The organism is Streptomyces sp. WAC 01529 (genome assembly GCF_003945545.1).
Classification (GTDB): domain Bacteria; phylum Actinomycetota; class Actinomycetes; order Streptomycetales; family Streptomycetaceae; genus Streptomyces; species Streptomyces anatolicus.
Genome location: NZ_CP029617.1, coordinates 2,390,869 through 2,413,092 on the forward strand (window position 1 = coordinate 2,390,869; position 22,224 = coordinate 2,413,092).

Below are 22,224 nucleotides of genomic sequence, written 5' to 3' on the forward strand. Positions count from 1 at the left end.
GGACCTCACACGGCCCGCAGGCGCGTCGCCCCGGCCGCCCCGTCGTGCGGCCGCTCCGACTCCGAGCCGCACAGCTCGCCGCTCAGCTCCCGGACCAGCTGGGTCAGGTCGGTCGGGCGCTGCGGGCCCCACCAGTCGCCGAGCAGTTCGGAGAGGGACTCCTCGCGGGCGTCGGCGAGTTTCCTGGCGACCTCGCGGCCCTGTGCGGTCAGGAACATGTCGAGGCCCTGGCGTTCGGCGAGGTGCCGTTCCTCGACCTGGCGGGCCGCCGCCGTGATGACGGTGAGCGGCACGGTGGTGCGCTCGGCGAGTACGGCGGGTTCGACGGAGCCGTGCCGGGCGATGCGCAGGAGCAGCCAGCTGGCCGCGGGCAGCAGGTCGTAGCCCGCGCGGGCGGTGATCTTCTCGTAGATCGCCCGGCGGCCCTCCCGGGTGCCGAGGACCGAGAGCGCCCGCGCCACCTCGTCGTACGAGGAGCGTTCGACGGGGTTGCTGGCCAGCGTCTGCGTCTGGTCGGGCGCGGTGACCGAGCCGCGCAGCTTGTCCTCGCGCAGGAACCAGGCGAGGACGAAGGCGAGGAGCGCGACCGGCGCCGCGTAGAGGAAGACGTCGGTGATCGACGAGGCGTACGCGTGCAGGGCGCTGGGCCGCAGGTCGGCGGGGAGGCGCGCGATGCCGCGCGGGTCGGCCTCCAGGGTGCCGACGCTGAGTCCCGGCGGCAGCTGCTGCCCGGCGAGGGCGTCGGTCAGCTTGTCGCCGAGCCGGTTGGTGAAGATCGTGCCGAAGATCGCGACGCCGAAGGAGGCGCCGATGGAGCGGAAGAAGGTCGCGCCGGAGGTGGCGACGCCCAGGTCCTCGTAGCCGACCGAGTTCTGCACGATGAGCACGAGCACCTGCATGACCAGGCCGAGGCCCAGGCCGAAGACGAAGAAGTACGCGCTCATCTCGCCCGTGGAGCTGTGCTCGTTCAGCTGGTGGAGGAGGAGCAGGCCGAGCGTGGTGACGGCCGTGCCCGCGACGGGGAAGACCTTCCAGCGGCCGGTGCGGCTGACGATCTGCCCGGACGCGGTCGTCGACAGGAGCATTCCGGCCACCATCGGCAGCATGTGCACGCCCGACATGGTCGGCGAGACGCCCTGGACGACCTGGAGGAACGTCGGCAGATAGGTCATCGCCCCGAACATCGCGAAGCCGACGATGAAGCTGATGACCGCGGAGAGGGTGAAGGTGCGGATCCGGAACAGCTTCAGCGGGATCACCGGCTCCGCGGCCTTGCGCTCCACCGCCACGAAGGCGGCGGCGAGCACCACGCCGAGCACCGCGAGTCCGATGATCCGCGGCGAGCCCCAGGCCCAGGTGGTGCCGCCGAGGGAGGCGACGAGGACCAGGCAGGTGGCGACGGAGGCGATGAGGAAGGTGCCGAGGTAGTCGATGGTGTGCTTGGTGTCGCGCACCGGGATGTGGAGTGTGGTGGCGATGACGAGGAGCGCGATCACGCCGATGGGCAGGTTGATGTAGAAGACCCAGCGCCAGCTGAGGTGCTCGGTGAACAGGCCGCCGAGCAGCGGTCCGAGCACGCTGGTCGCGCCGAAGACCGCGCCGAACAGGCCCTGGTACTTGCCGCGTTCGCGCGGTGAGACGAGGTCGCCGACGATCGCCATGGACAGCACCATGAGTCCGCCGCCGCCGAGGCCCTGGAGCGCGCGGAAGCCGATCAGCTGGGGCATGTTCTGCGCCATTCCGCAGAGCGCCGAGCCGACCAGGAAGATGACGATCGCGGTCAGGAAGAGCTTCTTGCGGCCGTACTGGTCGCCGAGCTTGCCCCACAGGGGGGTCGCGGCCGTCGCGGCCAGCATGTACGCGGTGACGACCCACGACAGGTGGTCCATGCCGCCCAGCTCGCTGACGATCGTCGGCAGGGCGGTCGAGACGATGGTCTGGTCGAGCGCGGCGAGCAGCATGCCGAGCAGCAGCGCGCCGATGGAGACCAGTACGCCGCCGGGCGGGTGCCCGTTCGCTCCCTTGCCGTGCGCGGGGTCGGGGCCCTGTCCTGTGGGGCGGGCGCTGACATCCTGCGACATGGGCACCTCCTGGGAGTCCGGATTCCGCCTGTGGCTGAGGGTGCTCCCCCTCCATCGTGGTCCGTGTGACCGGTTATGGCCTGTTGAAGCGCCGGTCTGCATAATCGCGGGAGTTCTCGGGGCGGGCGGGACACGGGAGGGGCGGGATGCGGCGATGACCGGACAGGACGGGCAGCGGTGCCCCCGGTGCGGGGCGAGGCGGGCGCTGGGCACGGCCCCGGCCTGCGGCTGCACCCGCCGCGCGGCCGACGCGGCCCTCCGGACGCGCTCCGCGGAGGCGGCGGCCGCGGAGGACTTCGATCCGCTGCGGATACGCCCTTACGTCTCGTTGCCGGACCCCGAGGCGGGGGCTCCGGCCGGGGGCCCGACGGGAGCGGAGGGGGCAGCGCCCTCTTCTCCGGCGGCCCCTGTGGACGTACGAGGGTTCGGCGGGGCAGGAATGAGTCCCGCGCCGGTGGGTGAGCCGGGCAAGGACCGCACCCCCGCCCCGGACCCCGTCGGCGCGACCGCCCCGGCCCCCCGCCCCTCCCGCAAACGCCCCTACCTCATGCTCGGCGGCGCCATCGGTGCCGTGGGGGCCCTCGTCGCCGGGGCCGTCTTCGCGGGCGGGCTCTTCTCCTCCGCCGCCGACCGGCCGGTCCGGGAGCGGGCGCTGGCGCAGGCGCCGGTCTCCGCCCGCGCGGAGCCGACGAAGCCCGCCCCGCCCTCGGCGAAACGGTCCGCGTCCCCCGTCCGCACCCCCTCCCTCGCCCCACGAGACGAGGCGCCCACACGCTCGGCGCCGCCGCCCTCACCCTCGTCGGCACCTCCGTCGACGGCACGCGCCACGGGCTCGGTGGGCCCGAAGCCCTCCCGGTCGTCCCGTGGACCGGCTCCCGGACCGGCTCCCGGCCCGACCACCGGGGCCGCGACCCTCAGCGAGGGCGACAAGGGCCCGGAGGTCGCCGAGTTACAGGGCCGCCTGGCCCAGCTCCACCTGTACACGGGCGAGGCGGACGGCACGTACACCCGCGAGGTCACCCACGCGGTGCTCCGCTACCAGTGGGGCCGCGGCCTGACCTCCGACCCGCCGGGCGCGTACGGCCCCCGGACGCGTCGCAGCCTGGAGTCGGAGACCGAAGAGCCATGAGCCATGGACCATGAGCCGTGAGCCATGGACCGTGAGCCACGAGCCATGAGCCGTAAGCCTTAAGTCCCGTGGTCGGAGGCGCGGACCGGGTATACGGCTCTGCGTGAAAGATCCCCGCGACACCCCACCCCACGAGACACCCCGCGCCACGCCGGACGCCTCCGCCGCCCCGACCGCGCTCAAGAAGGCCCTGACCACCCCGCTCCTGTACTTCTTCATCCTCGGAGACGTGCTCGGCGCGGGCGTGTACGTCCTCGTCGGCCAGGTCGCCGCCGACTCCGGAGGCGCCGTATGGGTGCCGCTGGTCGTGGCCCTGTGCCTGGCGCTGCTCACGGCCGCCTCGTACGCCGAACTGGTCACCAAGTACCCGCGCGCGGGCGGCGCGTCCCACTACACGACGCTGGCGTACGGCCCCTTCGCGGGGTTCGTCGCCGGGTTCTGCATGCTCGCCGCGGGCATCGTGTCCGTCGCCGCGCTGGCCCGCGGGTTCGCCGGTGACTACCTGACCGAGTTCGTCACGCTCCCGGTCGTACTGGTCGTGATCGTCTTCCTGGCCGCCCTCGCGCTGCTGAACGCCCGCGGCATCAGGGAGTCGACGCGCGCCAACGCCGTCGCCACGGTCGTCGAGGTGAGCGGCCTGCTGATCGTGATCGGGCTCGGCCTGTGGATCGTGCTGCGCGGCGACGGCGACCTGGGCAGGCTCACGGAACTGGGTACGGAGAGCCACGGGCCCGCGGCCGCCGTGCTGAGCGGGGCGGTCCTCGCGTACTACTCGTTCGTCGGGTTCGAGACGTCGGTGAACGTGGCCGAGGAGACCCGGGACCCGCGCCGCTCGTACCCGCGGGCGCTCTTCGGCGCGCTGGTCACCGCGGGCGCGGTGTACGCGCTGGTGGGGGCGGCCGCCGCGGCCGCCGTGCCGACCGCGACGCTGGCCGGGTCCAGCGGGCCGCTGCTGGAAGTCGTGCGCGAGGCGGGCGGCGTTCCCACGGAGCTGTTCAGCGCCATCGCGCTGGTGGCGGTCGCCAACGGCGCGCTGCTCACCGGCATCATGTCGTCCCGCCTCGCCTACGGCATGGCGCGGGACGGCCTGCTGCCCGGGTTCCTGACGAAGGTGCTGCCCGGGCGCCGCACGCCGTGGGCCTCGATCGCCGCCACGACGGCCCTGTCCCTGCTGCTCGCGCTGACCGGCGACGTGGCCACGCTCGCCTCGACGCTGGTGCTGCTCCTGCTGGTGGTCTTCTTCCTCGTCAACACCTCGGCCCTGGTGCTGCGCCGCGACAACGCATCACGGCCCGCCGCCCGGGACCACTTCCGGGCGCCGACGGTGGTGCCGCTGCTCGGCGCGGCGTCCTGCGTCGCGCTCGCGACCCAGATCGAGCGTGAGGTGTGGGTGAGGGGCTTGATCGTGCTCGCGGTCGGCGTGGTCTGCGGCGCGATCGCGGCGGCACGGCTGCGGCGGCGCGGCTGAGAACCCATCTTTGAACGTCGCTGTCGAGTCGACTGCCGAGGGTGGGGCCGGTGCGATGTGCACCCGGGTGCGAGTAGCTGACGTACGGGGTGCATGGCCGGTCACCTCCTGGGCCAATCCAGGTGCCGAGCCCGTGCAGGAGTGGGGCATCTGCATCAGCCTGGTGGTACCTGCTCACCCACGCGCGAAGGAGCACTCATGGGCATCGAGGACGAACTGGGCAAGGCGGCCGACCAGGCAAAGAAGGCCGTCACCGGCTCTGATGAGGACAAGCAGCAGAAGCAGCAGCAGGTCGAGACCGCGGACACCAGCAGCAGCGAGACCGACTCGGAGGGGGGAGTTGTCAGCGACGACGAAGGCCGGGCCGGCAGCATCTGAGAACCCGTCCCGGAACCTGCTTCGAGGGTTTCGAGACGGGTTCTGAGCGCCGGGGCGCCGGGGTACTTCGGCGGTACGAGGGGGCTCGGCGGGGTGCGCCCAGCCTCCCGGCTGCCGTGTCTCAGCCGAACGTGAGCCGGAACTCCCCGTCCCCCGCGCCCTCGATCCGTATCCGCGTCAGATCGTCGACGTGCACGGTCGGACCCAGCGCGGCGGCCCGCGCCCCGACGCCGACCACGCGCATGCCGGCCGCCCGGCCGGCGAGGATCCCCGCCTCCGAGTCCTCGAAGACCAGGCAGTCCGCCGGGTCGAAGCCGAGCGCCGCCGCCCCCTTGAGGAACCCCTCGGGGTCCGGCTTGCTCGCGCCGACGGACTCCGCGGTCACCCGCACGTCCGGCAGCGAGAGACCGGCCGCGGCCATCCGCCCGGTGGAGAGCGGCACGTCGGCGGAGGTCACGAGCGCGTGCGGCAGCCGGAGCGCGGCCAGCGAGGCCACGAAGGCGGGCGCGCCCGGAACGGGGACGACGCCCTCCATGTCGGCGGTCTCCGCGGCGAGCATCTCGCGGTTCTCCGCGTGGTTCTCCGCCATGGGCCGGTCCGGCAGCAGCACCGCCATGGACGCGTACCCCTGGCGTCCGTGGACGACCTTGATGACCTCGTCGAAGTCGAGCCCGTGCCGGTCGGCCCAGCGCCGCCAGCAGCGCTCGACGACGGCGTCCGAGTTGACGAGCGTGCCGTCCATGTCGAGCAGGACGGCACGGGCGGTCAGTACAGGGTCGGCGGTCGTGGCCGTCATCGACGTACTCCAGAGCGCAGGGGAAGATCCCCGCGGGACGGACCCGCGACGGGAAGATCAAGGCGGCTCCGCCCGCCGGTCAGGGAGTACGGGCGGAGCCACTTTGTTCCTGCACGGTACAAAACGAAGGCGGCAAAAGCCAACGCCGCAGGTCAGACCCATCGCGAACCCGGCCAAGCCCCGCAAAAAGGACCGACGTCAGGCAATGGCCTCGTAGAGGCTCCACACGCCGAGCCCCAGCATCAGCAGCGCCGCGATCTTCGTGATGAGCGCCAGCGGAACCCGCTTCATCAGCGCCTTCCCGCCGACGATCCCGAGCCCGGCCACGGCCCACAGCGCGAGCACGGCACCGAGGCCGACGGAGAGCGGGTCGTCGTAGCGGGCGGCCATGTTCGCCGTCATGATCTGCGTCAGATCGCCGAACTCGGCGACCAGGATGAGCATGAAGCCCGCCCCCGAGACCTTCCAGAAGCTCTGGTCCTCGGGCTGCTTGACCTCCTCCTCCTCCTCGCCGCCGCCCTTCAGGAGCAGCATCGCGGCGCCGCCCAGGAAGAGGACGCCCGTCAGCGCGTGGACCAGTTGCTGCGGCAGCAGGGTCAGGACGCTGCCCGCCGCGACGGCGAGCACGACGTGGACGGTGAAGGCGGCCGCGACGCCGGCGAAGACGTACGAGGCGCGGTAGCGCGTGCCGAGGACCAGTCCGGCCAGGGCCGTCTTGTCCGGCAGCTCGGCAAGGAAGACGACGCCGAAGACGAGCGCCGTCACGCTGATGCTGATCAAGGGTTCCTCAATCGGTCGGGGCCGCCCCACCGAGAGTGTTCCACCGCTTCGCGTACGACACCTCGGCACGGCAGCGCACGCACGGCGCACACGGGTGTGCGCGCCGGGACGCACACGAGGGCCCACGTCCCGACATGCGCGCGGACGCGCACGCCGGGACGCACGCGAACGCGTACGCCTGCACTGCTTGCCGAAGGTCTCGCTGGCCTGCCCCACGGGGCCTGCCTCCGGGCGCCGGCTCAGACGAGCTGAGCAGTATGTCGACGGTCCGGCGAAGAGCTACTCCCCTTCTGCGCCGTCCATCGTACGGGACGGCGCACGGGCCGCCGCCAGGGCCTTTCGCCCCACGCCGGAGCGCCGCGGAGTGACCTGGATCACTCAAACGCAACTCCCGCCCCACCCAATGCACATGACGCTTCGCCAGAACTATTGAATTGCGCACCTGATTGACGCGACCCTGTCATCAGACGCACACCCACCGGTAACCCCGCCTCGCAAGCATGACCGCCCCACCGGTCAACTTCCCCCCACTCCAAGGGAGTTCACATGACTGCTGTCTACGCGCGTCGACGCCGCCCGGCCGCCATCGGCGCCACCGCCCTGCTGGCCTGCGCGGCCGTCCTCACCACCGGCACCCCCGCCCAGGCCGCTCCCCCGGCCCCGGTCAGCGCCGCCACCGCCCGCACCTATCTGGGTGAACTCACCGTCAAGGCCGAGGGCTCGTCCGACGGCTACAGCCGCGACAAGTTCCCGCACTGGAGCACCCAGTCCGGCGCCTGCAACACCCGCGAGGTCGTCCTCAAGCGCGACGGCACGAACGTCCAGCAGGACGCCAGTTGCGCCGCCGTCTCCGGAACGTGGAACTCCCCCTACGACGGCGGCACTTGGACCGCCGCGTCCGACGTCGACATCGACCACGTCGTGCCGCTCTCCGAGGCCTGGCGGTCCGGCGCCAGCGGCTGGACCACCGCACAGCGCCAGGGCTTCGCCAACGACCTCGCCCAGCCCCAGCTGATCGCCGTCACCGACAACGTCAACCAGGCCAAGGGCGACCAGGACCCCGCCGAGTGGATGCCGCCCACCGCCTCGTACCACTGCTTCTACGCCCGGATGTGGGTGGATGTGAAGCACCACTACAAGCTCACGGTGAACTCCGCGGAGAAGAGCGCCCTGGCCTCGGTGCTCAGCGGCTGCTGAGCATCGGCGCGCGGCTGCTGGGGACCGGCGCGCCGTACACGCGTGCCGGAACCGCCCCGCCCTCCTCCGTCGTTCCGTACCGTACGGGGCGACGGAGGAGGGTGATCACCTGTGGCACGGCTGCTGCTCGGTCCACTGCTGAGGTACGTCGACGGCTCCACGGCGACCGTCTGGGTCGAGGCCGACCGGCCCTGCGCCGCCGAGGTGCGGTGCGCGGACGGCGCGCACGGCTCGGCACGCACGTTCCAGGTCGCCGGGCACCACTACGCCCTGATCCCGGTCACCGGGCTGACGCCGGGCACGGAGACGGCGTACGAGGTGCGGCTGGGGGTGACGGCGGGCGAGCCTGACGGGAGCGAGGGGAGTTCGGCGAGCGAGGGGAGCGCGGTCTGGCCGCTGCCCGGCTCCCGCTTCCCGGCGAGCACCATCCGTCCGCCCGCCGAGGACGGCGCCGACGAGCTGCGCGTCACCTTCGGATCCTGCCGCTGGGCCGCGCCGCCCAACGACGAGGACGACCCCGTGGGGCCGGACGCCCTGGACACGCTGGCCGCCCGCGTCGCCGCGGACCCGGCCGCCGCCCGCCCGGACGTCCTGCTGCTCCTGGGCGACCAGGTGTACGCGGACCAGACCTCGAAGGCGACCCAGCGCTGGCTCGCCGCGCGCAGGGACCTCAGCGAGCCGCCGGGGTCCCAGGTCGCCGACTACGAGGAGTACACCCACCTCTATTACGAGTCCTGGCTCGACCCAGAGGTGCGCTGGCTGCTGTCCACCGTGCCCAGCTGCATGATCTTCGACGATCACGACGTCATAGACGATTGGAACACCAGTGCGTCCTGGGTGGCCGAGATGCGGGCCACGCCGTGGTGGCGTGAGCGCGTCCTGAGCGGCCTGATGTCGTACTGGGTCTATCAGCACCTCGGCAATCTGCGGCCCGAGGAGCTGGAGACCGACGCCCTTTACGCCTCCGTGCGCGCCACGCCCGACGGCACGGACGCGCTGCGCGCCTTCGCCTCGGCGGCCGACGCGGACTCCGGCTCGACGCGCTGGAGCTATCGGCGGGACTTCGGGCGCGTACGCCTGCTGATGGTCGACACCCGGGCGGCCCGCGTCCTGACGGAGGGGGAGCGCGCCATGCTCGACCCGAGCGAGGCGCGGTGGCTGCGCGAGCAGGTGGTGGGCGGGGGCCAGGGGGGCGGTGAGGCTGACGGAGCTAAGGGTGCCGGCGGGGCGGGTGGCTTCGATCATCTCCTCATCGGTACGTCGCTGCCGTGGCTCCTGCCGCACCTCATCCACGACGCCGAGGGATGGAACGCCGCGCTCTGCCGCGGCGTGCGGGGCGCCCGCTGGGCCCGCTTCGGCGAGAACCTGCGCAGACGTTCGGACCTGGAGCACTGGTCGGCCTTCCCGGCGTCGTTCGAGGCGCTCACCGCGCTGATCGCGGAGGCGGGTACGGGTGCGCACGCCCCGGCGACGGTGTGCGTGCTCTCCGGAGACGTCCACCACGCCTACGTCGCCGAGGCGGCATGGCCCGCCGACACCGCCCCCGCCGCCCGCGTCCTCCAGCTGACCTGCTCCCCCGTCCACAACTCCATCCCCGCGTCGATAAAGCTCGGCTTCCGCTTCGGCTGGAGCCGGGTGGGCCGCTCCCTCGGCCGCCGCTTCGCACGCCACGCGGGGCTGACCCAGGCGGGCATCGACTGGCGCCGCACGGGAGGCCCCTGGTTCGGCAACCAGCTCATGACCCTCACCCTGCACGGCCGCTCGGCCTGCCTCCGCCTGGACCAGGCGAGGGCGGTACGAGGTGGCGGCGTACGCCTGGAGACGACGGAGGAACGGAAGCTGTCGTAGGCGGGCTTGGGGCGGGCGCAGGCGGGCACAGAGCCTGGCGCAGGCGGGCGCCATGCCCGGCGCAAGCGGATCGCTCGGGCGGCAGCCGGTCGCGGCCCCCGCCCCTCCCTCCACACGTGACACACCCCACACCCGCACATGGATCCTTCACCCAGGGTTCGGCATCAGGGGTTCCGGCGGCATGATGAGGCGGACCGTCCGCTTCCAGCGTTCGACCGCGTCCTCTATGCCCCGGGAGTCACGCTTTTGTCCGCCTCTCTGCCCGCGCCGCGCCCCTCCGCGTCGCGACCGCCCGCGCCGGATGCGACCGCCCTCGCCCTGGTCGGCGCGGGCCCCCGCGGTACCAGCGTGTTCGAACGGCTCTGCGCGTCGGCGGGTGAACTCCTCGCCCCGCGGACGCGGCTGACGGTGCATGTCGTCGACCCCGCCCCGCCGGGCGCCGGCCGCGTGTGGCGGACGGCGCAGTCGGGCGAGCTGCTGATGAACACCGTCGCCTCGCAGGTGACCCTCTTCACCGACGAGAGCGTCGACTGCTCGGGGCCGATACGGCCGGGCCCGAGCCTGTACGAGTGGGCGGCCGAAGGGCACGCCCCGGGGCTCGGGCCCGACGACTACCCGACCCGCGCCTGTTACGGCCGCTATCTGGAGTGGGTCTTCGCCGAGACGGTGCGCGCGGCGCCCGGCTCCGTCCGCGTACGGGTCCACGCGGCGCGCGCCCTGCGGCTCGACGAGACGGCGGACGGCCTCCAGAGCCTCGTACTGGACAACGGCCTCGAACTGTCCGGGCTTTCGGCCGTCATCCTGGCGCAGGGACACCTGCCGACCCGCGCCGACGACGAGGAGCGGCGCCTGTCCGAGCACGCCGCACTGCACGGCCTGCGCCACTTCCCGCCCGCCAACCCGGCCGACCTGGACCTCTCCGCGATCGCCCCCGGCGAGCCCGTACTGCTGCGCGGCCTCGGCCTCAACTTCTTCGACCACATGGCGCTGTTGAGCAGCGGCCGCGGCGGCCGGTACCTGCGAACCCCGGACGGCACCCTGCGCTACGAGCCCTCGGGCCACGAGCCGCGGCTGTACGCGGGCTCGCGGCGCGGCATCCCGTACCAGGCGCGCGGGGACAACGCGAAGGGCCCCTACGGACGGCACGAGCCCGCGGTCCTCACCGACGACGTCATAGCCCGCTTCCGCAAGCGCGCGGACAGCGGTGACGCACCCGACTTCCTGGACGAGATATGGCCACTGGTCGCGAAGGAGGTGGAGACGGTCTATTACGAGGCGCTGCTCGCCGCGCGGCGCGGCCCCACTGCGGCGGACATCCCCCCGACCAGCGCACCGGACACCCCGCCCCACACCCCCCACACCCCCCGCACCCCCCACACCTTCCGCACCTTCCGCGACCGCTTTCTCGCCACCCCCCACCAGAGCCCCCAAGAGGCCGCGCTGCTCGAAGAGGCGGGCATCACGGAAGCCGAGCGCTGGTCCTGGGACCGGCTCTCCCAGCCGCACCCCGCCCGCGCCTTCACCTCCCCCCGCCATCACCGCGCCTGGCTGCTCGGCCATCTGCGCGAGGACGCCGCCCAGGCCGCGCTCGGCAACGTCGCGGGCCCGCTGAAGGCCGCGCTCGACGTACTGCGCGACCTGCGCAACGAGCTGCGCAGGATCGTCGACCACGGCGGCCTCTCCGGCGCCTCGCGCCGCGCCCACCTCGACCGCTGGTACACACCCCTCAACGCCTTCCTCTCGATCGGCCCGCCGCGCCGCCGCATCGAGGAGATGGCGGCGCTGATCGAGGCGGGCGTCCTCGATGTGCTCGGCCCGCGGCTGACCGTGCGCCCCGGCGGCGGGGCGTTCCTCGCGCACTCCCCGGATGTGCCGGGCTCCGATGTGCGCGTCACCACACTGATCGAGGCCCGGCTGCCCGAGCCGGACGTGCGCCGCACCGACGACGACCTGCTGCGGAGCCTCCTCGAAACGGGAGGGTGCCGCCCCCATGTGGTCGACGGTTACGAAACTGGAGGGGTGGACGTAACACCGCGCCCGTATCGTCTGATCGACCGTCAAGGTCGTTTCCACGCACGGCGGTTCGCGTTCGGGGTGCCCACGGAAGGGGTGCACTGGGTGACGGCGGCGGGCGCGCGGCCGGGCGTCGACTCGGTCACGCTGTCGGACGCCGACGCCGTGGCGCGGGCCGCGCTGCGCATGGCCGCCGGTGGCGCGGAAGTGCCGTCGGGGGCGGAAGCGGAATCCGAACGGCCAAATGTTGAACTTGCAAGCACTAATTAGGTGCACCTAATCTTGGGCCTCCGCTCGGTGACCGTCCCCTCCGACGAAGGAGTCCCCACCATGACTGGACGTCTCAACAGCGCCCAGCCCTACGCCATCGGCCTGTTCCGCATAGTGGTCGGCCTGCTCTTCGCCTGCCACGGCGCCGCCTCGCTCTTCGGAGTACTCGGCGGCGCGGGCGGCGACGGCAGCACCATCGACGCGGGCACGTGGCCCGGCTGGTACGCGGCCGTGATCCAGCTCGTCGGCGGTGGTCTGGTCCTCCTCGGCCTCGGCACCCGCGCCGCCGCGTTCATCGCCTCCGGCTCGATGGCCTACGCCTACTTCAAGGTCCACCAGCCCGAGGCCCTGTGGCCCATGGAGAACGGCGGCGAGGCCTCGGCGATGTTCTGCTGGGCGCTGCTGCTCCTCGTCTTCACCGGGTCCGGCGCGTTCGGCCTCGACCGCCTCTTCGCCGGGCGCGGCGCGGGCAGTGGCGAGGACGACAAGGCCTCGGAGCGCGCGCCGGTCGCGGCCTGACCGCTCCTGACGTGACGGCGCCCCCTTCTTCGTACGTACGAGGTACGAGGAAGGGGGCGCCGTCGTCCACCACGCCCCCGCCCACCGCCTAACCCCGCGGCTCGAACGGCACCGTGAAGCACGCGATCCGGTCGCCCGCGCCGCCCTGTTCGCGGTGCAGGACCACGGAGGCCGCCTCGCCCGGCCGGAAGCCCCAGCGGTGGTGCGCGCGCGCCGACCCGGAGCCGCCCGCCCGGGCGGTGAAGTCCAGCCACACCTCGTTCCTGGGGTTGAGATAGGCCGGGTTCTTCGACGGCTGCACGGGGTCCACGCGGTGCTGGTAGTGGCCGCCGGCCGCCTCGGGGTCCGCGCCGCACGGCTTGCGGTGCACATGGGCGCCGTACGCGTGCCCCGGCTTCAGCCCCTTGACCCGCAACGAGACGGTCGTACCGGCTTCGTCACCGCGCTGCTCGACCTCGATCCAGGCACTCGCGGGCACGAGCCTCATGTCGTACGTCACCGCCGCCGAGGGGATCAGGGCGGTGGGCGGCGCGAACCGCGCCCGCGCCCGCACCTCGCGGCAATCCGCTCCGTCACCGCTCACGCCACCGCCCGCGGCGAGCACCGCCGCCGCCACGGCACCGGCCCACATCCCTGCCACCATCGCCCGCTCCTGTCCCATGGCCCCCTTGTGCTGCCTCCTCGTTCGTACGGGACTCCGGGGACGCACGCCGCGTCGGAGGCGGCAGCCGGGTGAACGTGGTGTGACGAAGACATGCGCCCCCAGTGGATCTACGACCGGGCGCGCGGCGTACGCTGTACAGCTGTCCATCAGGCCGCCCCTGCCGTACCCCGCGACACCGCGGCAACGCGCTGCCGATCGGGGAATCACGGGGGAGTTGCGGTGCTTGAGAGTGTGGGGGCGCTGACCGGTAGTCCATGGATCTACGCGGTCGTGGCCCTGTCCGTCCTGTTCGACGTCTTCGTCCCGGTCCTGCCGAGCGGCGTCCTCGTCATCATGTCCGCCACCGCGGCGGCCGCCGCGGGCACGGGGCGCGTGCCGCACAACGTCCCGGACATCCTGCTGCTGACCCTGTGCGCCGCCACCGCCTCGGTGCTCGGCGACATGGCCGCGTTCCGTCTGGCCTGGCGCGGCGGCGACCGTCTCGACCGCGCCATCGCCCGCTCCCGTCGGCTGACCACCGCGCAGGAGCGGCTGGGCACGGCGCTCGCCCGGGGCGGCGGCGTCCTCGTCGTCATCGCGCGCTTCGCCCCGGCGGGCCGCTCGGTCGTCTCGCTCGGCGCGGGCGCGGCCCATCGCAAGCTGCGCGAGTTCCTGCCGTGGTCGGCGCTGGCGGGCCTGGCCTGGGCGGGCTACAGCGTCGCGCTCGGCTACCTCGGCGGCCAGTGGCTCGGGGCGACCTGGCTGGCCACGGGGGTGTCGCTGCTCGCGCTGTTCGGGGCGGGCGGGGTAGCGGCCTATCTCGTACGTCGGCCGAGGGCGACGGCGGCCTGACCGCCGACCCCGCTTCTGGCTCGCCCCCGCTCAGGAAGCGTGCGCCCGCTCAGGAGGCGCGTGTCCGCTCAGGAAGCGCGCGCCCCGCGCACCTCAAGGTGGTCAAGCAGCTCCGCGGTCGCCTCGGCGACGGCGTCGACGGCACGCTCGAAGACCTCGCGGTTGTGCGCGGCGGGGGCCCGGAATCCGGAGACCTTGCGCACGTACTGAAGCGCGGCGGCCCGGATCTCCTCCTCGGTGGCGTCCTCGGGGATGGCGGGCGGACGGAGCGTCTTGATGCTTCGGCACATACCTCAAGCTTGCCACCGGGGCGGGGGCGAGGGGCGGCGTTCCGCACGGGCCGTGACCGCGAGGGCCGCGGCGGTCGCCAGGGCCAGCAGGGCCCAGGCCGGTGTGAAGCTTCCGGTGCGGTCGACGAGCAGGCCGAGTGCGGGCGGCACGGTCACGATGGCGACCTGGTTGACGGACATGGCGAGGCCCAGGGCGAAGCCGGTCCTGCCGGGCGGGGCCGCCTCGGTGACGTACGCGACCCAGGGGCCGTACCAGCCGAAGCCGAAGAAGCCGAGCCAGACGAAGGTGCCGGAGGCGATGAGCGGTACGCGCCCGGCCGGCGTCATCAGTACGGCGAGACCGGCGACGACGGTGGCCATGCAGACCAGCACGGTGACATAGCGCCCGAACCTGCTCCGGTCGCTCCAGGCCGCGAGGCAGATCCGGCCCGCGACGCCCGCGCCCTGCGATGCCACCAGGATCAGGGCCGCCCGCCCGGCGTCGACCGATGAGGTCCGGTGGAGGTGGAGCACCGCGAGCATGCCCACGCCGCACTGGACCGAGACCAGGCCGGCCCCCGACAGCATGATCTTCGCCATGGACGGTTCGCGGAGCATGCGCAGCCGGGCGCGGAGCTGGGCCGCGGGCGTGCCGGACGGCTCCCTGCCCTCCGGGGCGAGTGGGCCGGGCGACGGCGTCGGCAGGGTGGGCGGGCGCCGGTAGCAGCCCATGAAGAGCGCGGCTCCGAGCAGCGCGACGAGACCACCGGTCAGCAGGGTCGCCCGCCAGCCGAACTCGTCGGCGACGAGCGGGAGTACGGCGGAGGCGAGCGCCGCCCCCAGCGGCAGCCCGGCCTGCCGGACACCCATCGCGAAGCCCCGCTGTGACGCGTCGAACCACGAGGCGACCGACTTGCTCCCGCCCGGCTGGACGGTGCTGTATCCCGCGCCGACGACCAGCAGGGCGGCCAGCAGGGCCGGGTAGCCCGGTGCCAGGCTCCCCGCGGCCAGCGCCATCGCGACCACGGCGGCCCCGGCCCCGACGACCCAGCGCTCGCCGTACCGGTCCAGCAGCACTCCGGCCACCAACAAACCCGCCAGCGGCATGAGTTGGGCCGCCGACACTAGCAGCCCGAGCTGGGCCGTGCTCAGCTCCAGGGCGCGCTGAAGGTGGACGCCGAGCGCTCCGAGCCCGCCCACGAAGAACCCGGAGGCGGCCTGGGTGAAGGTGGCGACGCCCAGCACGGTCCAGCGGTACCGCCATGGGTCGCGGGCAGTGAATTCAGCGCGTCGGGCGGTCTGTTGAGCCATGCGACTCACCCTGAGGTAAGCCCCTTATACATCTCAACCCTTACTCAGGAGGCACCCCTCCTGCGGGACACCGACCGACCACTCCGCCCCCTCCTCGCCCCCCGCAAGCCATTGACAGCCGGGATGGGCGGGCGTTGACTCGCCCCTACCAGCCCCTTGCCGGCCTCTACGAGCCGCGGAGGTGCAGCCATGAACGTACTGATAGTCATCGCGATCCTGGCCCTCGTCGGCCTGGGCTTCGACCAGCCCCTGCTCTGGCTGGCCGCGGCGGCACTCGTCTTCTACCTGGTCCGCTTCTACGACCCCGGCGCCCCGTCCACCAAGAACGCCCCGGGCCCCGGCGGCAGCACCGGCGCGACCGGCGCCGGAGGCGGCGGCTACCCCAAGACCTACCGCGACTACCGCCTCCGCAAGGAACGCCAGGAACGCTGGGACCGCCGCTACCGCAGAACCCACCCGGGCTCGGGCCGCTGACGCCCTCCCGAACACCGGCGCCGACGGGGGCCCGTACCTAACGCGACGCGTACCGCGTCACGTCGGTGACCCGGCACGTCACCTTGCCGGACGCCTCCCGCGTACCGGTGGCGGTCTCGTTGGCCACCTTGTCCGGCGCGAGGTTGTTGGTGGCGGCGAAGCCCTCCGAGATGCGTTCGCCCTTCGCGTCGACGAACTCGACATCGACCCAGTAGTTCGAGTTCTTGGAGCTGTTGTTGGTGATCCGCACCTCGGCGGTCGGCCACCGCGGGGCCTCCAGCACCGAGCACTTCGTGATCTCCACATCGGCCCGGGGCCCCGACACGCTCGGAGCCGTCCGCTCCTGCCGCGGCGGCGGCGTCGAGGGCCCGTTGTCGTCGCCGCCGCCCACCATGAGGGCGAGCGCGGACACGGCGACCAGCAGCACCACGGCCGCGAGGATCACGTACAGGAACATCCGCCCTTTCCCCCGCCCGGACGGCGGAGGCCGCTCACCCCACTGCGGCCGCCCGGAAGGCGGCCCCTAGTTCGGAGGCTGCGAAGGAGGTTGCCGAGCGGCCATGACACCTCCAGAAGACGCGCGGGCCACTACCTCAAGCATCCCCCTCCCGCACCGCCCCCGCCTGACCGGCGGACCCAGTGACGCTTCTACGTGATCTTCGTTGACCAGCCCATGAAGAAGATCACCGCACTCACCGCGCTCGCCCTCAGCACCCTCGCCGTGAAGGTTCTGCCGCCCCTCGGCTGACCGCACGAAGAGGCCCCCCAGTCGATCACGACTGGGGGGCCGGTCAGCCGGCTCTCGCCTGCTGCTTGCTACCCGGTGGGCGCGGACGGTTTCGAACCGCCGACATCCTCCTTGTAAGGGAGGCGCTCTACCCCTGAGCTACGCGCCCGGGACGAGTGAACAGCCTACCTTGCCGCGGGCAGTGCCTCGCAAACCCCTGGTGGTGTCCGGGGCGGCGGCAAAGTCGCGGTGCTCGGTGCGAACTAACCGACCCGTGTGTTCGTCTCTAACCGGTGGGAGAATGTGACACCGGGCAGGGCTGATGACAGCACGGGAGAGGGACAGTGACGGCGACACCTTGGCAGCCGTACACACCGGACGGAGCGGGGAGCGAGCCCTCGGCGGCCGCGGCGGGCGCGGGAGGCTCGACGGTCGCGGTGAGCGCGCCACGCGGCCGGGCCCTGCGTGACGTCCTCACCCTCGTCCTCCTCCCCCTGCCGCTGCTCGCCCTCACCGCCCCTGCCGCGTTCGCGGGCGGCGGCACGCGCCGGTGGTTCGGGGGCCGCGGCGAGAGCGTGCGCGCCGAGGCGCAGGCCGCGAAGGACGCCGCTGCCGCCGCCTTCTACGAACTGGACACCGCCCAGCGCGAGCTGCGCATCTCCATCGAGACGATCACCGCCGTCGACTCCTCGCCCGCGGCCCAGCGCGCCGCCGCCGACTTCGAGGCGATCGGGCGGCGCATCGACGAGGTCAGCCACCAGTACATCAGCGCGGTCGACACCCATGACCTCGACCGGGACGACCTGGACGCGTCGGTCGCGGCCCATGCCAAGGCCGAGCTGACGCGGGCCAAGGACGAGTTGGAGAAGACCAAGGCGGAGCTGGAGCGCTTCCAGCAGGGGCTCGGCCCGCTGCTCGACAAGGCGGAGACCCAGCTCGCCCGTCTCGCCCCCGCCGTCGAGCGGGCCCGCCAGACGCTGCTCGCCGCGAGCAACGCCCTCGATTCCGTACGAGCCGCCGGGCTGAAGGCCGACGATCTCGCCGCCCGCCTCGCCGCCCTCGGCCCGGAGCTGACCAAGCTCAACCAGGGTGCGGGCCGGCACGGCGTGCCGGAGACCCTGCAACGCGCCGACCGCGTCCTGCGCGACGCCGAGGCCGTGCGCGCCGAGGCCGAGCGGCTGCCCGAGCGCGCCGCCGAGATCGACCGACGGCTCGTCTCGCTGCGGACCCGCGCGCAGGCCCTGACCACGCGCAGCGGTCAGGTCGACCCGATCCTCAGCGAGTTGCGGCGGCGCTTCACGCTCGCCTGTTGGCAGGACCTCCAGCGCGTCCCCGACCAGGCCGCGCAGAACGTGCGCCAGGCGGAGACCAAGCTCCAGGAGGCCCAGCGGGCCCGCGAGGAGCAGCGCTGGCCGGACGCCACCTCGCTGCTCTCGACGGTCCGCGCGCTGCTCAACTCCACGGACGAGGCGGTCTCCGCCGCCGGCGACCGGCTCCGGCGGCTCAACGCCGTGGCGAAGGACCCCCAGCAGGAGATCGAGCGCACCCGCTTCGCGATCCGCGACGCGCAGCGCCTCGCGATGGCGGGCCGCCAGACCCCCGAGCCGCGCCACGCACGCCCGTTGGACGACTCGGTGGCCCGTCTGGACCGCGCGGTGACGTCCCTGGAGGGCCGCCACCCCGACTACTGGCACTTCCTGACCGAGACCGACGCGATCCGCTCGACGGTGGCGGGAGTCGTCACACAGATCCGCGAGGAGCGCGGCCAGGGCAGCACCCCGTAGCGGCGCGGGCAGCGCCCCGTCAGGGGCGCGCAGAGGCGCGGGCCAGCAGAAGCGCCCCGTCAGGGGCGCGGGGAACTGCGCGACCAGCCACAACGCCCCCGCAGAGCCCCTTCAACCCCACCCTCAGCCGCAACAACCCCCACCGCAGCAACCGCCCCCGCCAGACGCAGGCGCAGACGAAGCGGCCCCGCCGACAGCGACCGCCGACAGCAACTTCACCGTGTCCTCATGCCCGACAGGGCACACCGCGGGGTCGCCGGACTCGGCCATCGGCCGGCTCAGTTCGAACGTGTCACCACAGGACCGGCACCGGTATTCATATCGAGGCATACGCACAGGCTAGCCCCGCTCCCCCGCCCCGAGGAACGCCCGCAGGATCTCCTCCCCCGCCGCGATCCCCCGCTCCTCAAGGACCGTGAGCCCCGGCGCCACGAAGCCCGTGTCGGCCAGCTCCCCGTGCCCGGGCCGCCATGACCGGTCCGCGGCGAGCAGCAGATCGGTGTCGAGCAGCGAGTCCCCCGCCGTGAGGATCTCCTCCGCGTCCACCCGGCGCGCGACCTCCCGTACCGCCGCGCTCTTGGTGAGCGGCCGCGGCACCACGTAGAGCTTGCGCCCCTGGAGCGAGACCGTCCAGCCGCGCTCCCGCGCCCACTCGCCGAGTTCCTTCACCCAGGCGTCGGGCAGCAGCGAGCGCTCGACGACCAGGTAGGCGAAGAGGTCCTCGGCGACCCGCTCCTTCAGCAGCCAGGCCGGATCGGCGGTACGCACGAGATGCGCGCGGACCTCGTCGAGCGTGGCGCACTCGTCGGCGAGGCGCCGGGCGACCCGCGCCTGCCAGTCGGGGTCGGAGACGCCGTCGACGAGCAGGTGCCCGCCGTTGGCGCAGATCGCGAACTTCGGCGGGGGTCCCGGGAGGTGGATGCGGCCGTACTGCTCGCGGGTGCGTGTCGTGGTCGGCACGAAGACCGCGCGACTGCGCCCCAGCTCGTCGAGGAGTGCGGCGGCGTTCTCGGTGACGTACGACAGCGGCTTGCCCTGGTACACCTCGACGCAGAGCAGGCGCGGCGCCTCGGCGTCGGGCATGGTCAGGCCGAGGGCGGCCGCGGAGTAGATGAGCGTGCGATCGAGGTCGCTCGCGACAAGCTGCGTCGTCACTGGGAAGCCACCGCCCCGCCGTCCGCAGCGCCCGCTCCGCCGCCCCCGGCGACCGCCTTGCCGTCCGCGCCCGTCGCACCCCGCGTATACCGGGGGTGGATCAACCCCACGCAGCTGTAAGGGAGTTCGCCGACCTCCTCGACGGGAACATCCCGCTGCTCGGCCAGCAGCCGCACATGGTCGAGGTCGGCGCCCGCGCCCGCGCGGGCCAGGATCTTCCAGGGGACCCGGCGCAGCAGCACCCGCGTGGTCTCGCCGACGCCCGGCTTGACGAGGTTCACGTCGTGGATTCCGTACTCCTCGCTGATCCGCTCGACCGCGGCCCAGCCCTCCCACGTCGGCGCCCGGTCGGCGGCGAGCGCCTCCTTGACCTGGGATTCGACCGCCTCGGCGACCTCGTCGAAGCGGGCCACGACGGCGTCGACGAAGTGGCCGGACACATCGGCGTCCGCCAGCTCGCGGTAGAACTTCGCGCCGTGAAAGTCGTCCGCGCCGACCAGGTCGGAGCGGAGCACGGTGCGTGAGATCAGCCCGGAGACCGTGGAGTTGAGGCAGGCGGAGGGGATGAGGAAGTCCTCGCGGGTGCCGTAGGTGCGTACGCACGAACCGGGGTCGGCAAGCACCGCGATCTCCGGGCTGAAGCCCGCCGGACCGCCGCCCGCCTCGAACTCCCGCACGGCGTCGGCGAGTTCGCGGGTGATCGCGCCCTTACCGGTCCAGCCGTCGACGAAGACGACGTCGGCGGGGTCGTGGTGGGCGGCGAGCCAGCGCAGCGCATTGGCGTCGATGCCGCGCCCGCGCACGATCGAGACGGCGTAGTGCGGCAGGTCGAGGCCGTGCCGGTGCGCGGCCCAACGGCGCATGAGGACGCCGACGGGCGTGCCCGCGCGGGCCAATGACACCAGGACCGGGCGCGGCGAGCGCTCGGCGAGCACGATCTCGGTGACCGTGCCGACGGCCTGGGCGATCCGGGCGGCGGAGGTGTCGAGCGCGGCGAGGAACAGCTGCTGGTAGCGCTCGCTCGGCTGGTACTCGACCGGCAGCGACTCGGCGTAGTGCGCGCCACCGCTCTGTATCGCCTCCTCGCGCTCCTCGGTGGGCGCTTCGAGCGTCACGTCGGAGAGGTCCTGGAGCAGCCAGCCGACGTCTTCGGGCGCGTACGAGGAGAAGGCGGGGCCACGGAGCGGCTCGGGAAGCATGGGGGACCTTTCGGGGGCGTGGGCGCCCCGCGGGGGGATGTACGAGGGCACGACCGCCAGCACCACATGCCCGGCGTGCGCGGACAGCTGCGCCAACAGGCCTTCAGGGGCGTGCAGTTGAGGTGTGTCCGCCACGGAGTCCACCACCATGACGATCGCGTCGAAGCCCCCGCCGGCGACGTTGTAGGCGAACCGGGGGCCCGCCCCGTCGGCGGGCGCGTCGTGCGCGGGGAAGACGAGGCGCGTGCGTATCGCGTACCCGGGGTCGTCCACGGCGAGCACGGGCGACCGGGTCGTGGTGGAGTACCGCACCTCCGCGCCGGTCCGCTCTGCCAGCTCGCGTTCCAGTTCCACGCCGAGCGCCAGCGGTGCGTACATCAGTTCCTCGAACCCGAGTACGAGCACACGCCGGGCCCCGTCCGGGAGGGCCTGCGCGATCCGCTCGGCCATCCCGGGCAGCGCGCCGCGCAGCCGCTCCCGGTGCGCGGGCGTGAAACCGTGCCGCCCCCCGTCGGGCACCCCGGCCGGCCAGCCCAGCTCGACGCGCGCGACCGTGCCGCGCTCCCCGCGCGGCGGCGGGGCGGGGTCGGCGGGGTCCGTCTCGTGCTCGGCGACCAGGCGCCGCCCCTTCTCCAGGACACCGTCGGGCAGCCGCACCGTCCCGGACGCCAGCGCGATCAGGTCGACGCGCGCGCCGATCTCCCGGGCGAAGGCGGCGAGGCGGCCCTGGTCTTCCGGCGAGCGCATGTCGACGAGCGCCACGATCACGTACCGCTCGCGCGGGAAGCGCTCGTGCAGGGCGCGGACGGTGTTCAGGACCGTGTTGCCGGTGGAGAACTCGTCGTCGACGAGGACCAGCGGGCCGTCCCCGGCGAGCAGCCGGGGGTCCTCGGGCAGCAGCAGGTGCGAGGTGGCGTGCGAGTGGGACTCCTCGAAGCCGCCCGCGCGCTCGACGCCCTCGACGGGGCGCCGCGTGGAGTGCAGATAGGGCGCGAGGCCGACGCCGTCGGCGACCGCGTGGCCGAGGCCGGTCGCGGTCTCCGCGTAGCCGAGTATGACGGCGCGCCGGGCCTCGTCGTCACCGAGCAGGTTCCGCACCCGCACGCCGAGACCGTGCCCGGCCCCGTACACGACCGAGGGGCGCTGCGGCACATGCTTGCCGAGCACGTTCGACACCAGGAGGTGCGCCCGCTTGGGGTTGCGGCGCAGCGCGAGGCCGAGCAGGCCGGGCAGCGCCTCGTCGCCGTCGAGCCCGACCCCCAGCCGCTCGGCGACCCAGCTCCCCGACCACACCGCGTCTTGTGTCACGTACGTCATGTTCCTTACGTTCA

General features: G+C 73.1%; 20 protein-coding genes and 1 tRNA gene. 10 read left to right on the forward strand and 11 right to left on the reverse strand.

Annotation, left to right across the window (positions count from 1 at the left end; genetic code table 11):
- Positions 1-5: 5 nt before the first annotated feature.
- Positions 6-2,081 carry an MFS transporter gene (locus DMA15_RS10725; protein WP_125512548.1) on the reverse strand — a complete coding sequence of 692 codons (2,076 nt, stop codon included), beginning with the start codon at positions 2,079-2,081 and terminating at the stop codon, positions 6-8.
- A gap of 154 nt (positions 2,082-2,235) precedes the next feature.
- Here DMA15_RS10725 and DMA15_RS10730 point away from each other — a divergent pair, with 154 nt between their 5' ends.
- From DMA15_RS10730 to DMA15_RS10740, 3 genes are all read left to right on the forward strand, one after another.
- Entirely contained in the window at positions 2,236-3,210 is a 975-nt protein-coding gene (locus tag DMA15_RS10730; RefSeq protein WP_125512549.1) for a peptidoglycan-binding domain-containing protein, read from the forward strand.
- Between the two features lie 190 nt (positions 3,211-3,400).
- Positions 3,401-4,678, forward strand: coding sequence for an APC family permease (locus tag DMA15_RS10735; protein ID WP_240660194.1), 1,278 nt, complete (start codon positions 3,401-3,403; stop codon positions 4,676-4,678).
- Positions 4,679-4,876: 198 nt separating this feature from the next.
- Positions 4,877-5,056 (forward strand): hypothetical protein, encoded by a 180-nt coding sequence (locus DMA15_RS10740; RefSeq protein ID WP_125512551.1) that lies wholly within the window; start codon positions 4,877-4,879, stop codon positions 5,054-5,056.
- Positions 5,057-5,177: 121 nt separating this feature from the next.
- Here DMA15_RS10740 and DMA15_RS10745 read toward each other — a convergent pair whose 3' ends face one another.
- Positions 5,178-5,852, reverse strand: coding sequence for an HAD family hydrolase (locus tag DMA15_RS10745; RefSeq protein ID WP_125512552.1), 675 nt, complete (start codon positions 5,850-5,852; stop codon positions 5,178-5,180).
- 198 nt (positions 5,853-6,050) lie between these two features.
- The gene (locus DMA15_RS10750) at positions 6,051-6,632 is read right to left on the reverse strand and encodes a TMEM165/GDT1 family protein (RefSeq protein ID WP_125512553.1); all 582 of its coding nucleotides are present in this window, start codon (positions 6,630-6,632) and stop codon (positions 6,051-6,053) included.
- A 546-nt stretch (positions 6,633-7,178) separates the two neighbouring features.
- On the opposite strand from DMA15_RS10750, the gene DMA15_RS10755 reads away from it, so the two are divergent.
- From DMA15_RS10755 to DMA15_RS10770, 4 genes are all read left to right on the forward strand, one after another.
- Positions 7,179-7,829 carry an HNH endonuclease family protein gene (locus DMA15_RS10755; RefSeq protein WP_125512554.1) on the forward strand — a complete coding sequence of 217 codons (651 nt, stop codon included), beginning with the start codon at positions 7,179-7,181 and terminating at the stop codon, positions 7,827-7,829.
- A gap of 111 nt (positions 7,830-7,940) precedes the next feature.
- The gene (locus tag DMA15_RS10760) at positions 7,941-9,677 is read left to right on the forward strand and encodes an alkaline phosphatase D family protein (protein ID WP_125512555.1); all 1,737 of its coding nucleotides are present in this window, start codon (positions 7,941-7,943) and stop codon (positions 9,675-9,677) included.
- Between the two features lie 258 nt (positions 9,678-9,935).
- Entirely contained in the window at positions 9,936-11,960 is a 2,025-nt protein-coding gene (locus DMA15_RS10765) for an FAD/NAD(P)-binding protein (RefSeq protein ID WP_240660195.1), read from the forward strand.
- 60 nt (positions 11,961-12,020) lie between these two features.
- On the forward strand, positions 12,021-12,479 hold the full coding sequence (locus tag DMA15_RS10770) for a DoxX family protein (RefSeq protein WP_125512557.1): 459 nt from the start codon (positions 12,021-12,023) through the stop codon (positions 12,477-12,479).
- An 88-nt stretch (positions 12,480-12,567) separates the two neighbouring features.
- Here the strand turns inward: DMA15_RS10770 and DMA15_RS10775 are convergent, their stop codons facing one another.
- Positions 12,568-13,140, reverse strand: coding sequence for a superoxide dismutase family protein (locus DMA15_RS10775; RefSeq protein WP_125512558.1), 573 nt, complete (start codon positions 13,138-13,140; stop codon positions 12,568-12,570).
- A 222-nt stretch (positions 13,141-13,362) separates the two neighbouring features.
- Here DMA15_RS10775 and DMA15_RS10780 point away from each other — a divergent pair, with 222 nt between their 5' ends.
- On the forward strand, positions 13,363-13,974 hold the full coding sequence (locus DMA15_RS10780; protein ID WP_164551724.1) for a VTT domain-containing protein: 612 nt from the start codon (positions 13,363-13,365) through the stop codon (positions 13,972-13,974).
- Between the two features lie 68 nt (positions 13,975-14,042).
- On the opposite strand, the gene DMA15_RS10785 is transcribed toward DMA15_RS10780, so the two are convergent.
- Together DMA15_RS10785 and DMA15_RS10790 are read right to left on the reverse strand one after the other, a co-directional pair.
- Positions 14,043-14,264, reverse strand: a complete 222-nt coding sequence (locus DMA15_RS10785; RefSeq protein WP_125512560.1) for a DUF2277 domain-containing protein — start codon at positions 14,262-14,264, stop codon at positions 14,043-14,045.
- A gap of 3 nt (positions 14,265-14,267) precedes the next feature.
- Positions 14,268-15,554, reverse strand: a complete 1,287-nt coding sequence (locus tag DMA15_RS10790; RefSeq protein WP_125512561.1) for an MFS transporter — start codon at positions 15,552-15,554, stop codon at positions 14,268-14,270.
- Positions 15,555-15,743: 189 nt separating this feature from the next.
- Here DMA15_RS10790 and DMA15_RS10795 point away from each other — a divergent pair, with 189 nt between their 5' ends.
- Positions 15,744-16,028: a hypothetical protein gene (locus tag DMA15_RS10795; protein ID WP_125512562.1), complete on the forward strand. Its 285-nt coding sequence runs from the start codon at positions 15,744-15,746 to the stop codon at positions 16,026-16,028.
- Between the two features lie 37 nt (positions 16,029-16,065).
- Here the strand turns inward: DMA15_RS10795 and DMA15_RS10800 are convergent, their stop codons facing one another.
- Positions 16,066-16,485: an FxLYD domain-containing protein gene (locus tag DMA15_RS10800; protein WP_125512563.1), complete on the reverse strand. Its 420-nt coding sequence runs from the start codon at positions 16,483-16,485 to the stop codon at positions 16,066-16,068.
- A gap of 367 nt (positions 16,486-16,852) precedes the next feature.
- Positions 16,853-16,924: transfer RNA gene (locus tag DMA15_RS10805), tRNA-Val, on the reverse strand.
- Positions 16,925-17,099: 175 nt separating this feature from the next.
- On the opposite strand from DMA15_RS10805, the gene DMA15_RS10810 reads away from it, so the two are divergent.
- Positions 17,100-18,539: a hypothetical protein gene (locus DMA15_RS10810; protein WP_125512564.1), complete on the forward strand. Its 1,440-nt coding sequence runs from the start codon at positions 17,100-17,102 to the stop codon at positions 18,537-18,539.
- A 123-nt stretch (positions 18,540-18,662) separates the two neighbouring features.
- Here DMA15_RS10810 and DMA15_RS10815 read toward each other — a convergent pair whose 3' ends face one another.
- From DMA15_RS10815 to DMA15_RS10825, 3 genes are read right to left on the reverse strand one after another with little or no spacing between them, the layout of a single operon-like run.
- The gene (locus tag DMA15_RS10815) at positions 18,663-18,869 is read right to left on the reverse strand and encodes a zinc ribbon domain-containing protein (RefSeq protein WP_125512565.1); all 207 of its coding nucleotides are present in this window, start codon (positions 18,867-18,869) and stop codon (positions 18,663-18,665) included.
- Between the two features lie 9 nt (positions 18,870-18,878).
- The gene (locus tag DMA15_RS10820) at positions 18,879-19,694 is read right to left on the reverse strand and encodes an HAD family hydrolase (protein WP_125512566.1); all 816 of its coding nucleotides are present in this window, start codon (positions 19,692-19,694) and stop codon (positions 18,879-18,881) included.
- Positions 19,691-22,210: a phosphoribosyltransferase gene (locus DMA15_RS10825; RefSeq protein ID WP_240659744.1), complete on the reverse strand. Its 2,520-nt coding sequence runs from the start codon at positions 22,208-22,210 to the stop codon at positions 19,691-19,693. The genes DMA15_RS10820 and DMA15_RS10825 overlap by 4 nt, the downstream gene beginning before the upstream one ends.
- Positions 22,211-22,224 lie beyond the last annotated feature (14 nt).

Coding starts and splice junctions, on each gene's coding strand:
- DMA15_RS10800 (WP_125512563.1), bottom strand. CDS start 16,485: ATGTTCCTGTACGTGATCCTCGCGGCCGTGGTGCTGCTGGTCGCCGTG.
- DMA15_RS10730 (WP_125512549.1), top strand. CDS start 2,236: ATGACCGGACAGGACGGGCAGCGGTGCCCCCGGTGCGGGGCGAGGCGG.
- DMA15_RS10815 (WP_125512565.1), bottom strand. CDS start 18,869: ATGCCTCGATATGAATACCGGTGCCGGTCCTGTGGTGACACGTTCGAA.
- DMA15_RS10725 (WP_125512548.1), bottom strand. CDS start 2,081: ATGTCGCAGGATGTCAGCGCCCGCCCCACAGGACAGGGCCCCGACCCC.
- DMA15_RS10770 (WP_125512557.1), top strand. CDS start 12,021: ATGACTGGACGTCTCAACAGCGCCCAGCCCTACGCCATCGGCCTGTTC.
- DMA15_RS10745 (WP_125512552.1), bottom strand. CDS start 5,852: ATGACGGCCACGACCGCCGACCCTGTACTGACCGCCCGTGCCGTCCTG.
- DMA15_RS10790 (WP_125512561.1), bottom strand. CDS start 15,554: ATGGCTCAACAGACCGCCCGACGCGCTGAATTCACTGCCCGCGACCCA.
- DMA15_RS10795 (WP_125512562.1), top strand. CDS start 15,744: ATGAACGTACTGATAGTCATCGCGATCCTGGCCCTCGTCGGCCTGGGC.
- DMA15_RS10825 (WP_240659744.1), bottom strand. CDS start 22,210: ATGACGTACGTGACACAAGACGCGGTGTGGTCGGGGAGCTGGGTCGCC.
- DMA15_RS10775 (WP_125512558.1), bottom strand. CDS start 13,140: ATGGGACAGGAGCGGGCGATGGTGGCAGGGATGTGGGCCGGTGCCGTG.
- DMA15_RS10755 (WP_125512554.1), top strand. CDS start 7,179: ATGACTGCTGTCTACGCGCGTCGACGCCGCCCGGCCGCCATCGGCGCC.
- DMA15_RS10740 (WP_125512551.1), top strand. CDS start 4,877: ATGGGCATCGAGGACGAACTGGGCAAGGCGGCCGACCAGGCAAAGAAG.
- DMA15_RS10785 (WP_125512560.1), bottom strand. CDS start 14,264: ATGTGCCGAAGCATCAAGACGCTCCGTCCGCCCGCCATCCCCGAGGAC.